19 protein-coding genes are annotated in these 15,557 nt (G+C 34.4%); 18 read left to right on the plus strand and 1 reads right to left on the minus strand.

Features of this window, described 5'->3' with window-relative positions:
- Positions 1–9: 9 nt before the first annotated feature.
- From JNUCC76_RS05110 to JNUCC76_RS05120, 3 genes are read left to right on the plus strand one after another with little or no spacing between them, the layout of a single operon-like run.
- Complete coding sequence (locus JNUCC76_RS05110; RefSeq protein ID WP_454156358.1) at positions 10–957, plus strand: conjugal transfer protein; 948 nt, start codon at positions 10–12, stop codon at positions 955–957.
- Positions 958–969: 12 nt separating this feature from the next.
- The gene (locus JNUCC76_RS05115) at positions 970–1,197 is read left to right on the plus strand and encodes a TcpD family membrane protein (RefSeq protein WP_454156360.1); all 228 of its coding nucleotides are present in this window, start codon (positions 970–972) and stop codon (positions 1,195–1,197) included.
- 5 nt (positions 1,198–1,202) lie between these two features.
- Positions 1,203–1,577: an MFS transporter permease gene (locus JNUCC76_RS05120; protein WP_454156361.1), complete on the plus strand. Its 375-nt coding sequence runs from the start codon at positions 1,203–1,205 to the stop codon at positions 1,575–1,577.
- Between the two features lie 102 nt (positions 1,578–1,679).
- Here the strand turns inward: JNUCC76_RS05120 and JNUCC76_RS05125 are convergent, their stop codons facing one another.
- The gene (locus JNUCC76_RS05125; RefSeq protein WP_454156363.1) at positions 1,680–2,249 is read right to left on the minus strand and encodes an RBBP9/YdeN family alpha/beta hydrolase; all 570 of its coding nucleotides are present in this window, start codon (positions 2,247–2,249) and stop codon (positions 1,680–1,682) included.
- A gap of 127 nt (positions 2,250–2,376) precedes the next feature.
- Here JNUCC76_RS05125 and JNUCC76_RS05130 point away from each other — a divergent pair, with 127 nt between their 5' ends.
- The 15 genes from JNUCC76_RS05130 to JNUCC76_RS05200 all read left to right on the plus strand — a co-directional run bounded on the left by JNUCC76_RS05130 (position 2,377) and on the right by JNUCC76_RS05200 (position 15,491).
- A complete protein-coding gene (locus JNUCC76_RS05130; RefSeq protein ID WP_454156364.1) occupies positions 2,377–2,952 on the plus strand; it encodes an alanyl-tRNA synthetase in 576 nt (191 codons plus the stop codon).
- A 54-nt stretch (positions 2,953–3,006) separates the two neighbouring features.
- Positions 3,007–4,995, plus strand: a complete 1,989-nt coding sequence (locus JNUCC76_RS05135; protein ID WP_454156366.1) for a CD3337/EF1877 family mobilome membrane protein — start codon at positions 3,007–3,009, stop codon at positions 4,993–4,995.
- On the plus strand, positions 4,992–6,134 hold the full coding sequence (locus tag JNUCC76_RS05140; RefSeq protein ID WP_454156368.1) for a phage tail tip lysozyme: 1,143 nt from the start codon (positions 4,992–4,994) through the stop codon (positions 6,132–6,134). Before JNUCC76_RS05135 ends, JNUCC76_RS05140 begins: the two co-directional genes overlap by 4 nt.
- 15 nt (positions 6,135–6,149) lie before the next feature.
- Complete coding sequence (locus JNUCC76_RS05145; RefSeq protein WP_454156370.1) at positions 6,150–6,674, plus strand: hypothetical protein; 525 nt, start codon at positions 6,150–6,152, stop codon at positions 6,672–6,674.
- Entirely contained in the window at positions 6,664–7,230 is a 567-nt protein-coding gene (locus JNUCC76_RS05150) for a hypothetical protein (RefSeq protein ID WP_454156372.1), read from the plus strand. Before JNUCC76_RS05145 ends, JNUCC76_RS05150 begins: the two co-directional genes overlap by 11 nt.
- 79 nt (positions 7,231–7,309) lie before the next feature.
- A complete protein-coding gene (locus JNUCC76_RS05155; RefSeq protein WP_004906473.1) occupies positions 7,310–7,510 on the plus strand; it encodes a helix-turn-helix transcriptional regulator in 201 nt (66 codons plus the stop codon).
- The gene (locus tag JNUCC76_RS05160; RefSeq protein WP_454156374.1) at positions 7,500–8,021 is read left to right on the plus strand and encodes a DUF3278 domain-containing protein; all 522 of its coding nucleotides are present in this window, start codon (positions 7,500–7,502) and stop codon (positions 8,019–8,021) included. Before JNUCC76_RS05155 ends, JNUCC76_RS05160 begins: the two co-directional genes overlap by 11 nt.
- Before the next feature lie 2 nt (positions 8,022–8,023).
- Positions 8,024–8,482, plus strand: a complete 459-nt coding sequence (locus tag JNUCC76_RS05165) for a thioredoxin domain-containing protein (RefSeq protein WP_454156376.1) — start codon at positions 8,024–8,026, stop codon at positions 8,480–8,482.
- Positions 8,483–8,514: 32 nt separating this feature from the next.
- Complete coding sequence (locus JNUCC76_RS05170) at positions 8,515–11,019, plus strand: ATP-binding protein (protein ID WP_454156378.1); 2,505 nt, start codon at positions 8,515–8,517, stop codon at positions 11,017–11,019.
- 86 nt (positions 11,020–11,105) lie between these two features.
- Positions 11,106–12,254 (plus strand): CPBP family intramembrane glutamic endopeptidase, encoded by a 1,149-nt coding sequence (locus JNUCC76_RS05175; protein WP_454156380.1) that lies wholly within the window; start codon positions 11,106–11,108, stop codon positions 12,252–12,254.
- Positions 12,255–12,295: 41 nt separating this feature from the next.
- Complete coding sequence (locus JNUCC76_RS05180) at positions 12,296–12,856, plus strand: helix-turn-helix transcriptional regulator (RefSeq protein WP_454156382.1); 561 nt, start codon at positions 12,296–12,298, stop codon at positions 12,854–12,856.
- Between the two features lie 335 nt (positions 12,857–13,191).
- On the plus strand, positions 13,192–13,554 hold the full coding sequence (locus JNUCC76_RS05185; RefSeq protein WP_454156384.1) for a hypothetical protein: 363 nt from the start codon (positions 13,192–13,194) through the stop codon (positions 13,552–13,554).
- Entirely contained in the window at positions 13,554–13,811 is a 258-nt protein-coding gene (locus tag JNUCC76_RS05190; protein WP_454156386.1) for a hypothetical protein, read from the plus strand. The genes JNUCC76_RS05185 and JNUCC76_RS05190 overlap by 1 nt, the downstream gene beginning before the upstream one ends.
- Positions 13,804–15,180 carry an ATP-binding protein gene (locus tag JNUCC76_RS05195; protein ID WP_454156388.1) on the plus strand — a complete coding sequence of 459 codons (1,377 nt, stop codon included), beginning with the start codon at positions 13,804–13,806 and terminating at the stop codon, positions 15,178–15,180. The genes JNUCC76_RS05190 and JNUCC76_RS05195 overlap by 8 nt, the downstream gene beginning before the upstream one ends.
- Positions 15,180–15,491, plus strand: a complete 312-nt coding sequence (locus tag JNUCC76_RS05200; RefSeq protein ID WP_454156390.1) for a hypothetical protein — start codon at positions 15,180–15,182, stop codon at positions 15,489–15,491. Before JNUCC76_RS05195 ends, JNUCC76_RS05200 begins: the two co-directional genes overlap by 1 nt.
- Positions 15,492–15,557: the final 66 nt, after the last annotated feature.

Raw genomic sequence — 15,557 nt, forward strand, 5'->3', positions numbered from 1 at the left:
GGGTGTGAAATGCGTGGTCTCCCAAAACTCAAAGTGAATTTTGAGTATGAAAAAAAGCAAAAGGAAAAAGCAGTAAAAATACCGAAAGCTCATACAATGAATTTAGGTAAGGTACGTAAGATAGTTCTATTATTTTTAATAGGGCTTTTTATTTACTTTAGTTATATATTGGTACTTGCCAATGCGATCGCTCAAAAGAATAAAACATTGCGTGCAACGGTCACAACTTTAAGCAAAAAATTGGATAAGGCAAGTGCTGGCACAACCAGTTACAACCCTGTTGTCGGACAATATCTTGCCAATTTTTTGACACTGTATTATTCGTCATCAGATAATAACGCTGATAGTCGTTCCCAACAATTAAGCAAATATTTGGCAAGTAATATCACATTACCTAACAACGTTGGCACTTCCAAAATGAAGTTAGATAGTGCTAAATTAAATGGCATCTTCACTGTGGATAGTGTCAAAACAGCACAGTATAGCTTAGTGGTTGAAGCGGACGGCAAACAAAGTGATATGACGGTTAATGTACCGTATGCACAGGAAAATGAAAAACTAACCGTGATTGGTTTGCCTTATGTTGCTAACGCGATTGATAGTGTCGGGCACGTAGGGACTGCAAGATTTGATAAAACTGGTAAGACAATTAACGATAGTGAAGTCACGGCAAAAGTCGTTAAGTTTACCAAACAATTTGCACAAAAATATGTATCATCTTCAACTAAAGATATGTCAATGTTAATGTCCGACCCTGCGGGGTTAAATGGGGCTGTTGACCTTGTGACGTTAGATGATAGTAGTATCAAAGTAACAGGCACAAGTGATAAGCCAGTTGTGACAGCGACAATGACGGTTCAAGTTCATGGTACAAACATTATGCAAGTACAGACAATTAGGTTAGATTTGAAAAAGCAATCATCAACCTATTTTGTCACTAAATTTGTACAAGCATAGAAAGGATTTATTATGGATATTTATAACGCGTTGAAGCCTGTGTTGCTTGGTGCGGTTGTGATTATCGCAGGTGGTCGTGCAATCGGTCATTACGGTAAAAGTGAAACTAAAGCAATGTGGGTTACAATTTTAATTGGTGCTTTAATGTATTTCTTCATTAACGGACCAGCCAATACATTAAATGCCTTTTCTGGTTTGATGAATACAATTTTGAATTATATTCAAGGGCTAGGGGGCTAAGGTGTATGTACAATTACAGACGAGTTTATACTAATTCGGCAAAGTTCAAAACGATTTATGGCGATTTCAAGTTACCAGTCTTTATTGATACGCGAATTGCTGGTGTTTTGGCAATCACAACAGTGATCGATGCCGTGATTATTTTTGTGTTCAAACTTTATGCTGTGAATAATGGGGCTTTAACATGGGGGTTTGCTTTATTGGTTGGTACCTTAGTCGGTGTTTATCAATTAGACAAGCTACTCAAAGTTGATGATTTACCATTTGAGACAACGCTTAAATATGCCTTAACACATTATTGGCGTTATTGGTTTCAAAAGAAACAGTTGTATCAGGATAAACATTTGAACAGTAATAACCAACGGTATCAATTTTTATAGTATAAAAAAAGCATGTTTTCACACATGCTTTAATCATGTTATCGCCAATTAAAAATAGGGCAGTGTTGGGGCAGTTCCAGCAGATAACTAGTCAGAAAATTTTTAATTCTGAGACAACATATTTTGTAATTCCTCATAAACACTTGGTAACTCAAAGACATTATCTCGATCAATAAAATGCTTTCCACTTGGTAAAAGAACGAATTTGCAATTTAGATGCTCAGCTAATGTTTGGGAATAATGAGTAGGGACAATATCATCATCAATCGCCGAGATCACAACTGCTTTCTTTATCTTTGGTAAAATACTATCCATGGCAAGATGAAAATCAGTAAATTCATGCAATTGTGGCAATGTGTTGGTGGTTTCATCAAATCCAGAAACTAAAATTAAATTAACATTTGATACATCGTGCTGTGAAACAAATCTAAGTGCTTCAATACAGCCTAGACTATGACCAATAATTGTAATATTAGTTGATGTGTCAATAATTTCGTTTACTTTGTTGTCCCATTCATTCACTTTAGGATTGTCTGAGTTAGGCATTTTTATAATTTCAATTGGAATGGAAAGACTTTGCTGTGATTTTTTGTTAAGCCATGGGAACCAACTGTCTTCAGGAGTTGCAGTGTAGCCGTGAATTAAGTAAATTTTGTTTTCTGATTGTTTCATTTTTGTTCTCCGAATAATTGTTTCAACTTAAAATATAATTCTAAAAATATTGTAACAGAGTTTGTAGAATTAAAGTAGTTCATCATTTTGGTTACTTAAAACTATATGAAGAGGTGGGTGTGATAAAATGGATGTATTAACAACACGATATAAGAAAAAAAATATGCCTGAGAAATCAAAAAAATTTGAGAAAAAGAACGTGTTATATCTGGTGATTGCAGGACTAGCTTTAGTTATTATCATTTTATTAGCATCATGGGTCATAATTTCCAATAATTCGGGTTCGACTACTGAAGAAACTGGTACAACGGCTAAAGTAAGTAGTAGTGCATCAAGCGTATCAAGCACATCAACTAGCAAATATGTTGAGGGTAAAGATTACACTGTTAAATACTCAAATGACGGTGTTGTTGATAAATCTAGTGTTGATGAAGCTATGACAGCTACTGGTGTTAATAATTATGATGATGATATGGATACAAGTTCCGATGGCGGGAATTTTGCTAAGATTGAAATTTTTTATAATAAGTCAGAAAACGTTATTGTTCAAAAGCTATATAAGAATGGGTATAAAAATAATGAACCAACTATGATAAATGCTTATGATTTAAGCAAAAAGAAAATGGTTGATGGCTACATTAGTAAATCATATTATGATAATATGCCGTTGGTTTATACTTGGACGAATAATACGGTTCAATAAATTGCTTAGTGTTTGCAAATACTGCAAGCGCTTTTTATTTTGAAAGGAAAGCACATGTCAATAAAATTTTGTCGGAAGCTAATTATTTTGGCTTCTTTTTTGTTTGTTTTGGGTTTTGCACAAACACAAGTGTCCGCAAATGATAGTAGTAATTCGAGCAGCTCCGTGATTTCTGATGATACTACTAAGGCAATTGATGATGCTTCAAAGCAAGCTGAAAAAGCTGTTAGTGAAGTAACCAATGATGCAGAAAAAAAGTCTGGTGACACATCTTCCGCAAGTGACTATCCAGAAGATGTTATTAAATCAAAGTTAGGTCAACCTGATATGGACTGGGTCAACAGTCATATTTTGCAAAACTACAAGTTCTATCATCAAGATAGTTCATTGACAGATGTTTCATCAGGTGCGGCACATATCGTCACTGATCTGTTCACTGCAATTAACTTAAACATTGTTTATCCATTGTTTGATAAAGCGTTGTCTACTATGTTTAATTTAACTGGTATTACAAGTGGTATTAACAGTGTACTAACTAGTGTTGGGCAATATTCTAACAAAGCATGGCAAAGTGATGCCTTAAAAGGACTACTATATCTAGCATTTGGTGTTGGTCTAGTATGGACATTTGCGAAGAGTATTAAAAGTGGTGGCGGGTTAAAGTCCATTTTGACAATCGTAGTCATTGCTGTTGTAGGTTCTGCTTGGGTTGGAGCTGGTAGTACGGTATTGTCAACGATTAACACACTAACTTCTAATGCACAGACTGCGGTCTTTGTTTCAACTAGTGATATTAAAGGTGCATATAGTGATACAGGAGATAGTTTTCAAAATACATTGAGATATTCATATTTTGAACAGGCAGTTGAGCGACCATTTTTGTTAGGTAATTATGGTGTTGCCACTATGTCAGATGCCGAAAAAGGTAATGATAAAATGGGCAACCCTTATCGCTTAATTGGTGGTAATGTCACTGATGATGTGCTGTCAGAATTTGCGAAAAATAATAGTTATATTAAAAAGAAAGGCGGACAAGAGTGGTATCAAGTCGCAATCGCCTTTATGTCACCAGTGATGTCATTTGCTTATGGCGTACCATTGCTTATGGTTGGGTTGGCTAACTTGCTGGTTCAATTAGGGGCTATTTTGTTATATTATTTGGCGCCTTTTACAATCATGATTTCTCTCATTCCTAAATTTGCAAACAGCGCTTTAAAAACAGCAATGGGTGCGCTTGGTTTGCTTTTTGCTAAGGTTGGTTTGTTATTTGGTATCATGTTTATTACTTGGGTTGGCAATGTCACTGATACGGTGGTGCCACCAGTTGATAGTGCCAGTTCAATGTTGAACTCTATTGTTTATATTGTTTTGATGATTCTACTTTGGAAAAACAAAAGTTGGTTAGTACAAACGATTACTGGTTCAAGTATGGCTAATAATGCTATAAACAAAATCAGTATGACTAGGGCAGGGCGTAAAGCATTAGGTACGGCAAATGAAATGCGTAATAGTGCTAATCGTATGTATCAAGGCGCACGTAACGGTATCAAACGTGGCAAAGACATGAAAGACAATTACAAAGACAAGCATAGTGATGATTTTGATGATTATGCACTTCGTGATGAAATTGAACAGGAAGAACAAGCAAAGCGTAAGCAAGCTCGCAAAGACTACCTTTCAAAAGATATGGCAAAACATCAAGCACAAGTCAAAAAAGACCGTGCTAGTCGTTTGAAGAATGCAATGCCAAATCAAGATATACCACATGACACGCCACAGTCAAGGGGCAATGATTTTCCTGAAAATAACGGTACACATAGTAGAGCAATTGCTGATGAAGTGGAATTGCCACGCTATCAACGTTCAAAAGAATTAAAGAAAGTGCCTGAGATTTCTGATAGTGCTACAGAGCCAACAAGACGTGAGGCACGTTCAAAGGTATTGAAACTAAAAGATGATGCCACACATTTTAATCAACGTTTACAAGCTGATAATGAACAGCGTAAACAAAACAAGCAAGATTTAGATAAGGAGTTGCGATGAAAAAACTTCTGAAAGGCTATTTAATAGCTATTCTATCCCTTGTTTTTTTAATTATTGTCATTATTGGTATGTTTTTTAGCAATAGTGATCAGTGTCAATCTACCAGTACAGACGTTAGTGTCACAACCAGTGCTGATAAAGAAGCGGTTGCTAAGTCTTTGCATGACAACCTTAAAAAAATATCAGGTGTGACCGAAGCTGGTATTGCTGGTTATCTGGGTAATACACAACATGAAAGTGGTTTTAATGCTAGTGTTGTGCAATCAAATGCAACTTACAATGAGACAACGGCAATGAATGCTAGTATCAGTGGTTATGCTTTAGGGCTTAATCAATGGGACAATTCAAGACGTGTTGAGTTGCTGGATTATGCGAAATCTCAAAATAAAAAGTGGACTGATGCCAGCTTGCAATTAGATTTTGCGCTTAATCATGACGGCACAAACTCTGACTTATTAAAGCAAGGTCTGAAAATGACTAACGTTGATGATGCCACTGAATTTTTAAGAGCTAGTTGGGAACGTGGTGGTGCTGGGACAACAGCTACAAGACAAAGCTATGCTCGTTCTTGGTATGCTAAGTTTTCCAATGGGTCATCAGATACAGCCGTTGATACCGCCACAACTGGTACCGAAACGACTCAAAATACCGATAATACAACTAATAATTCAAATGGTTGCGCTACTAATGTTGCGCAAGGTATGGGAACTAGTGGTGCGCCAGTTAAAGAAATACCTAGTGCCTATAAAAGCAAAATTAAAGATACGAATTTCACAGCCACGTCATCATCAAATACTTATCCATTCGGACAATGTACTTGGTACACCTATAACCGTATGCAAGAATTAGGCACACCAGTAGAAAATGGTTTAGGCAATGGGGCTGATTGGGGCAAGAACGCTAAAGCCAAAGGTTATAAAACTGATAGCCAACCACATGTGGGCTGGGCAGTTAGTTTCTCACAAGGTGCAGACGGTGCCGACCCGACTTACGGACACGTTGCCGTAGTTGAAGCGATCAGTGATGACGGTAAGCATTTCTTAGTTAGTGAATGTAATGTTGTGGCATCTGGGGCTGGAACGGTTAGTTTTAGAGAATTAACAGCAAGTCAAGGCGTAACCTTTATTCAAGGTAAATAATCGAAAGGAGATAGTATGAAAAATAGCCGTTTAATCATTGTTGCGTGTTTAGTTTTGGATGGTATTCTTGTAACACAATTTAATCAGATGCCTAATTTAGATAAACAATTGGTTCAAGCTAAAGCTGATTTAAAGCAAGCTAAATTAAGTCAAAAAAAGTCAAAGACAATCGTATCTAGTCCTCAATCACAACAATCGACAGTTAGTAATAGCACTAATCAAGTCACTAATTTTGTAAAAACATTTAGTAATCAGCCTACTTCAACTTATTCTGATAGTTTAAAAGGGTTGGCATCACAAAAAGTGATTAACGAACTCACTCAAACTTTTGCGCCTAGTGTGACGTTTAGTGATAAAGCACATTATGATGTACCACTTGTCGGGCTTAAAAATGCTTGGGGGTCTGATTTAGAATATCTAGTTATTACTAAGAGTGATGTACAAAGTGTGGCTTACACAATCACTTATGATACTGATGAAAAGCAAGTGACTGATATGTCACGACTAACCTTGAAAGGGGCATTCGATAATGAAAAATAAGGTTTTACTTAGCATTATGGGTTTGCTTTTAATTAGTCTTGGCATCACAATGTCAATCACAAATCATAAACGGTTACAAATAGCAGACGTTAGAAAGGAAGTGTCGCAAGTGAAAAAGCTTCAAAACCATGTAACGACACAAATTGATAACTTACAAACCACGTACAATGCAAATGATGCGACAGCTAAACGAAAGTTATTAGAATTTGCAAAGGCTTATTATACTTTTAGTAGTCAAGCTGATTATGATAAGCGATTTAATCAAGTATCAGATATTTTAAGTCTATCAAGCGAACAAAAAAATAAATTATTTGATAGTGGACTAGATGCCACAGGTGGGTCCCGAATTGATAATCTCGGTTTAACTAGTGAGTATCAAACAGCCACAGGTTATACAAGTGATATAGATAATCAAACAATCGAAAGTCTAGCGACTGTAATTGTACAAACTAGTGGTACAGGTCAAAAATCAATCAATCAAACAGTTTTTTTACATGGCTGGTTTGATATAAAAACGCAGAAATTAACATCAATTAAAATTAACTCAATATCTTAGTGTGTCATATATACTTGACATATTAACTAGTCTACTCTAGAATGGTGTTAGTCACATATAAATGACATTGGAGTTCAGTATGAATCATATCAAAGAGTATCGCAAAGCAAAAAAGATGTCACAATACGAATTATCACAAGCGATTGGTGTGGCAAGACAGACTATCAATTTGATTGAAAATGATAAGTATAATCCATCATTATCGCTTTGTTTGAAATTAGCTCATGTACTTGGAACTGATCTAAACGCACTTTTCTGGGAGGAAGACGATGACAAATAAGGAAAAATTTTCAACAAGAATGTTAAAACGCTTTTATGGTGTTCAAGGGGTCTTAGACGAATATAGACGTAACGAAATTTATAAAATTGGAAACACTGCTTTCATAGCTATGTTCTATTATTCTCTGATTAGTAATTTTCTTGTGTTTCTAATTCTAAGCCTTGATGAGTATAAACATTTGGAAAGTATTTTTCTCTGGTATATTGGGGCTAATATTATATTCGTAGTATTCGGTATCTCTGGATACATTATTTTTGCAACAAAGAGTAGGCATTTAGTTGAAAATGAAGTCCAAGATATTGCCTATCAGAAGAAGCGTCTAATCAATATATCTATAAAGCAAGGTTTTACTTTTGGCGTATTAACCTTTATTCTTAACGGAATTATGTCACCACATTTGAGTGAATTAACTTCATGGCATACAGTCAGAGTTTACATTATAGAAGGTGCTTTCTTTGGCTTAGCAATGTATTTTTACCAAAGAATGAATTTAAAAAAAATAAAGGAGTAATTATGAAACACTATATTAGAGGGGGCAGTAAAACTAAGAAAGGGAATAAAAAACAGTTACCCAAACCCATTACAATTATTATTAATAGCGTATTACCAGTCATTTTGTTATTAGTGACTGGTTTTTATTTTATACCGAAAGCATCAATGTATTTTCAAAATAATGATGTTAAAGGGTTAGATACAAATGTACAAGCCGTGATGTTTTACAATGCTGATTGCGCACATTGTCAAAAGGTCTATCCCAAAATATTTTGGCACAATGTTTTGAATTTCAATCATGATGACAAACAAGTTCAAACAATCAATGTGCAAAACGTCAATAACAAACATTACGTGAGCGACTTTGCGATACAAGAAACACCAACGTTTATGAAACCAAATAACCCAAACATGAAATTGGTGTCAACTGATGTGAAACAAATCAATAATTTTGCAGAGACCGGGGCAAGTGATCAATGACAAATTTTAAAAGAAAGGTGAGTATTTAATTTATGGCAAAGAATGTCAATGTAAAGTATGAAAACCCAGTTGTGCAGTATCAAGATAATTTACTCCTCACAACAGTGGGTGATGTGTGGGCTTACTATCAGTTGAAACCATTTCAAATCAATGTCGCCAATGCACAAGATAAAAGCAATTTTAAAGAAACATTTGTTGATGTGTTTGAGCGATTACAAAAATATGATGATGTTGATTTGAAGTTGATTCCAGTTGATATGGACTTGGCGGGTCGTATTCAAGGTACTAGTCCTGATTGGGCAAAAGATATATCTGATGTGGCGCAATACTATATGGGTCAAGAAGAAGTCGATATTTTGGAAAGTGAATTTAATCCAGCAATTCGTGATGAATTCTATGTTGGCGTTAAGTTGAAAAATACCAGTGTTGGGGACGGCTTAAAAGACAAATTCCAGTTTGCCACCGACCTTATTTTAAGACGTTTGGCAGAAACCATGCGTTATCAGGTCAAGTTTGATGACAAATTCTTTGAACGTTATCAAACCATGAATGACGATGTACTTGGTATTTTACGACCACTAGATGCAACAAAGATGAGTGAAGACAAACTAATCAATATATTGGGATCAACCTATCATCATCAAGGCATAAAAGATTTCTCTAATATGCGTGATACGGCTTTTGACTTAGCAAAATTGGGTATTGTTAAGCGTGAAACACAGGAAGAAACAGATTATATTAGTCACTTGGTTTTGAATTTGCCTGATAGATTAGACAATTTAGCGCTTATTCCTGAATTGCAATCATTTAAATTTCCTGTTGAAGTTCATTTTAAAATTAACTTTCCACAACGAGACGGTTTTAAAGGTATGAAGCAAGAGACCAGAAGTTCAAAAGGGAAGTATAAAGATGAACTAGAAGATGCCTTACTAAGTGATGATGATAGTTCAAAGCGATCTCGTACTAATTTTGCTTTGGCACAAGATTTGGCTGATGTCATGGATAGTAAAGATGCCTTTATGCAGTGGTTACTTGTATTAGTGGTTCGTGATGATGATGTTGAGGGATTGAAAACAAAAATTCGTGAAGTAAAGACACGGTTATCAACTGTTAATCGTGAAATAGATGTTTTTCAACCTAGTTTTAATCAAGAATTATTGTTGTATCAAAACTTACCAGCGACCAATTTGGGAGTGTTTAAACGTTGGCGACAATTTACCAATGCGCCAGCTCTAGCCCAGTTGATGTTTGGCACTAGTCATGAATTAGGTTCTCGAACAGGTTTTTATATCGGACGTGTATTAGATACTAACCGTTACTTTAGTGTGGATAGTGCCGTGGCATCTTCAAGAACATTGTTGTTGATTAACCCAGTGATTGCCAACAAAGGTATTGTTGGGGCGAAAACAGATAGTCCGCACATAGCAATCACTGGCGATACCGGACAAGGAAAGTCATTCTTGGTTAAAGTATTGCTTTTATATTTAGCAATGTTTGATGTGAAGCTACTATATGTTGACCCAAAACAAGAAGTGAGACGTTGGTTTAAGGAATCACTCGAAAATAACGACAACCCATTTTTCACTAAGCTGATGAATTCATTTCATTATGTGACTTTGAATGCCAATGATAACTCTAATCGTGTTGTCCTTGACCCAATGCTTACTTTGAATAGTCAGAGTACCGTAGATGAAAGACCTAGTGTCTTAACGTTGGTTAAGGAAATGTTGGTACAGGTTCGGTCAATCTCACAAGATATGAAACTTGATACGGCTTTAACCAATGCGATTAAACAAGTCTGTAATCAACGCTTGGCTGGCGAGCAAGTTGGTACAATGGCGATTATCGAAATTCTAAAAACTGGCAATGAGAAGTCACAACAGTTAGCGAATTATTATGAGAGTGTCATTCCTGATAGTATGCTCAAACTGGCTTTTAGTGACGGACAAACGGATAGTATCGAATTTAATAATCAACGGACAATTTTAGAAGTGACTGGTTTGGACTTGCCACACGCTGACCAGGAAGTACGTAGTTACACTGAAACGCAAAAATATTCGGTGTCGATTATGTTGGCACTTGGTAAATATTTAGAGAAGTTTGGACGTGAAGACACGAAACGCTTTAGTGCTGAAATTATTGATGAAGCTTGGATATTTAACGCTTCGCCTGCTGGACGTAAAGTTTTGGACGGCATCAAGCGTTTGGGTCGTTCCGAAAACAATATGTTGATTTATTCCACGCAAAGAGTTGGCGATGTCAATGATGAAAAAAGTAACGGTCAATACGGACAAATTTTTGCCTTTGATAGCGCTGATGATAGTGAGCGTGAAAATATCTTACGCCATTTTGGTCTGCCAGTAAACAAATCAAATATGGATATGTTAAAAGACCTAAAAAAGGGTCAATGTTTGTTTAGAGATATTTATGGGCGTGTTGGTAAAGTGGTTATCCATTCGCTATTTGAAGAATGGACGAAAGCTTTTAAGACAGTTGATAAGAATGCTGGTGCGGAGCTTGAAGCCCTTTATTACTGATGTTTAGTGCACTGTAACCAAATTGGTGCTTGAATAAAAAGACAGTTTTTTATTTAATATGGGTATACAAAAAAGGGGTGCAAAACATGCAACACACAAAAACGATGGTTTCAACATTATATTTAGGTTTTGAATTGTTGGCCATATTAATGTCACTTAATTTAATCATTTCTCACGAATTATCAAATTCTGAAAATATTTTTCTGCTAATTGCGACTTTATTTATTGGTATTTTTGGTTTAAAATTTGATACCTTTCATGCAAAAAATTGGATAACAAAAAAATTTCAACATACTTTTATCAATTTTTGGAATTATATATTACAAATAATATCTTGGGTTGTGATTTCTAACATGCTAGTAAACAAAGGATATAGTGAATATTCTATTTTTATCATACTACCTATACTATTGTTAATATTATGCGTGTTAAGCCGTATTCTCACGTTCAAATTTTCTTCAAACAAAATATTTTGTTATTTTCAACTGATAATGATTTTTCTAGTTGTTGGAGGTATTGCAAAAGGTATCCCTACCGGATTGATTTATGCTTTTTCCAATACCAATTCTGTTAAATCATTTACAGCAAGTGCGTTGATCTCAATCCCATTTGTTATTTTAATGGTTAAAAAATTAATGGAAACCAATAATGTCAGGGAAATACAAACTAGCTACTCGTTAAAATCAGTTTTTGCTAGACGTGATTGGTTTATCATTATATTAGTACACATGGTTGCGTTATTCTTTGACTCGGGATTTTGGTTACATCCACTTAGTACTTGGCATTTAACGATTGATGGTTTTATGTTTGGCTTTTACGCGGGATTTGTAGAAGAAATATTGGCTAGGGGATTAATATTTGGAATATTAATGAAGGTTTATGTTCATGAAAAAAATGGAATGTTTAAAGCGATTATATATCAAGGTATTATTTTTGGGATAGTGCATTTAAGTGGTATTATTTCAGGAGAGGGGATAACAGCTATTTTTATTGCCATCGATGTCACCGCAATGGGCATTGTTTGGGGTTTAATTTATTTATTATCACAACGACTATGGATTGTGATTGTTTTGCATATGGTATGGGACATTTTAGAAAGCATTATCAGTCAGGAGTCTAACTTGTCAATTCCTGGATTCCAAGGCATAATGGTATCAGTATTAGTTAGCCTTATATTTTTATCCTTATCTATTTTTTTATTTAGGAAAAACAATTATAAACTTAAACACTTGTAAAAAAAATAAAACTACATTTATTATATATTTGGAAAATAAAAATGAAAAATAATTTACAACAAATTAGACAAAACTCCGGATTGACACAACAGGAGGTTGCTGATTCGTTATTCGTAACTCGTCAAAGTATTTCACGTTGGGAAAATGGTTCTAGAGAACCATCAATTTCAATCTTGGAGGATTTAGCAAAACTTTATAACTCTTCTTTACCAATTTTGTTGGGGTATGATGTAGTTTTAACAAAAAAAACCAATTATTTTTCTATACTAGGCAACTTCATATTTAATTTTTTTGTTGGTTTGCCGGTTGTTGGAATTGTTGGGTTGTTATCATTTATTTTGGCTAGTTTTTCTTTTGCACTCGTCGTGATTCCAGTGTATGTATTGTATGAAAAACTTTTCGAAAATCGTAGTATTAGATTTATTTTACTTAGTTATCATCCGCAAGGATTTGCTGCACTTTTACTATATACAATTACTTTTTTATTAGGATTAGCTCTTATTTATGCACTTTTATCATTTTCTCGGCTATTTTTTATTTTTCTAAAAAAATATTTTAGATATAGTTTTAAATCTATTCGATATGATATTATTGAAAGATAAAATACTGTTAATGTCCTTTATAAAAAAATAAATATTATAATAAAAATTATGTAGGGTGTGGTTTTAGAATTCACTATTTTTTGCATAGTTCTTTGACTGATAACTATGCAAAAAAATAATCATGAATTTTTAATTTCATGTTTGAATAAATTTTAAAAACAATTAAATAAAGAAGTTAATAAAGGCAAAGAGCTTATATAAAAAGACTTTGCTTTTTTTTGATGACTAATACAATGACTGTACAGTTGACAGAGTTTATCGTTAGTTGTTTTAATTATTGTATTATTTGAAACATTTGAACTAATTAGAGTTGATAAAAAGATTTTGGAGATGTTATGACTAAAGTTGATTTTAGAATGGCAGATTTACAAAACACGATGCTTGGTTATTCCGAGGGTATGCTTGTTAACGAAGATGTTTTACGTAAAGCTAATCGTGCTTACAAAATATTTCATGATAAGTATTTAGCTATCAAAGACCAAATTAAAGATTTTGATGAAGCAAGATATGCTTTTATCTATCATGATATGTCGTTAGAATATTTTGCAAAACAAGCAAAGTTAATGGTTAGAGCTGGTAATTATAATAGCTTAGATATTTTTGGTAATTACCTTGAATATATTGATAGTTACAATGAATTATCGGCATTGATTAGAAACGATTATGTGCCCGTTAGCTGTGATGAAAAGAGAGTTTAATGATGAGTGAATTTAAGAAGTATCGTATGACACGAAAAGATGTGTTGTTATTGGTGCAAGCCATTATCAATGTTCATGGGAAAATTGCTTGGCAAGATTATGCAAGTGATAGTCCTTATCCCGACCAGCATAGTCTTACCCTGAATGAAATTAAGGGCAGTCCTCAAAAATTTGAACGATTTAGAAATGAGTTCACGCATCAAATGTATGATAACGTCATCAATGATGAGATGCAAAGATTGGAGACAGATGTTTAAGAAAATTAAATACAGCGATCAGTATTTAGCAAAGACTTTATTTAAAAGGGCTTTGCTTTTTATTTTGTTTTCAGTAACGGTTTGCTTTGGGTTTTGGTATCTGAATATTTTTCACTTGTTGATGCAAGGGCAATATAGTTGGTGGTATCTGTCACCAGTTGTTTTAAGTATTCTGCTGACTGGTTTGTTTGGTTGGGGTTTGTTTTGGTTTTACAAGCACTATGTTCCAGAACATTCCGACTTTATTTCAAAGTATTTGAAAACAGTTGAATTACGCCAGATGATAAGTTTGTTGATTGTTTCTAAAGGGTTCTTTGATACTGCTAGTGATGATAATGGGACATTTATCGCTTATTTCCCAAAATTGAAATTAAAGGTACTACACAAAACAGGTCAACTGATTTTACAAGAGCCAGTAGACGGCCAAAAATACATGGAAAGTTTTTCTAAAAATGAGTTTGATAATGTTGTTGAAACAGCATTACTCGCTGATATGCAAACAACTGAATTTAGTAAAAATATAATGATTAGTTCCTTTGCTTTTGACCCGATTAAATTTAGACGACAGTTAAAAGAATTGAAACCTAAAAAAGGGTTATTGCAGATTTCAAAGGGTATTGATTGGAAGTATGATACTTTCTACAATGCTTTAATATCAGGTAACGTTGGTACTGGTAAGTCGTATACCATGTTTGCGATTATCGGACAGTTGTTACAGGTCACTAAATTTGTTTATATCATTGACCCAAAACGGTCTGATTTAGCTGGTTTAAAACATGTACCTGAATTAAAAAATAATGTTTTTAGTGTGGCATCTGAAATCAATCAAGCTGTGATAAATTTTTATACTAAAATGATGGCTCGTGCTGAAAAAATTGAAGCAATTAAAGTATCGGGTCAAGTTGGGACTTATAAAGATTTTGGGTTTACACCTTATTTTTTAGTGTTTGATGAATTTGGTGCTTATTATGAAATGAATGATAGATTGGCTTATGATGACCCAACTAAAGCTAGTTATGAGACAGCAATGTCAAATCTTAGAGAGATTGCTATGTTGGGACGTGAATTAGGTTTTTATATTTTAATTGGTATGCAGAGACCTGATGCAGGCACGTTACCTATGGCAATACGTAACCAATTGAATATGCGTATCAACATGGGTGTGCCAACACCTGAAATTGAAAAAATGGTATTCCCTGATAATGAAAAGCAGTTGCGCCCTTTGTCATCTAGTTTGAAAGGCTGGGGCTTTATTAAGATTGGGGATAGTCAAGTCAGGTCATTCTTTGCACCAGAAGTACCAAAAAATTTTAATTTACATGAATACATGCGTGAAAATATCGCAATAAGAGAAAGTCAGGGAAAATAATGGTAGATGATATTATGGCAATTGAGCGAACTAGGTTAAGTTTAGTGAATGGTTCAAGAAATATGTCGTTGATGTTGGATAAGCTACGTTCGATTGATGCCAACGAAATGGCTAATATTAGAAATATTGTTAAGAATATTGATGTTGAAAGTGGCGCAATTGAAAATGAAAAAGCGTTACGATTTATTGCAGAAATAAGAGATGTTGATGTTTTTGATTTTACACAGGATATTGTTGATTTGATGAAGCATATTGAAAGTTCGCAAGAACAGTTAGATGCGTATATCAAAGAGTTTAGAAAATTGGTCTAAATTGATGCGATTTGTGAAATTTGCTGAAATGACTAGTTTGTGAAATGTAAAAATAGTGTTATTTGA

It is taken from the genome of Leuconostoc sp. JNUCC 76, assembly GCF_053667755.1.